The organism is Citrobacter sp. TBCS-14 (assembly GCF_005280805.1).
Classification (GTDB): Bacteria; Pseudomonadota; Gammaproteobacteria; order Enterobacterales; family Enterobacteriaceae; genus Citrobacter; species Citrobacter gillenii.
The window spans coordinates 1-246 of sequence record NZ_SZWM01001144.1 but is presented as its reverse complement, the minus strand read 5'-3'; the positions used below and the strand labels follow the sequence as shown (position 1 = coordinate 246).

At 52.0% G+C, this 246-nt stretch carries 1 protein-coding gene; it reads right to left on the bottom strand.

From position 1 onward, the window contains the following. The coding region (locus tag FDX22_RS24465) for a DUF444 family protein (RefSeq protein ID WP_146717917.1) at positions 1 to 246 on the bottom strand (246 nt) is incomplete at both ends.

The window sequence follows — 246 nt, the reverse complement described above, 5'->3', positions numbered from 1 at the left end:
CGCCAGTGAGTTTTGCAAGGAGCGCACCACGCTGATATTGGCGGGCACACCGTTGGAGGTAAATCCTGCACGGTGCGTTTTAAACTCCGTTAACTGACGTTGCTGATTCTGCTTCAGATTAGGAAGCGCTAAATCTTCGAACAGCAGATCAAGATATTCATCTTTAGATATCTGAAAGACGAACTCATCCTGACCCTCGCCATCCTGACTGGCCTGGCCTTGTCCGCTACCTGAACCGCCGCCGCC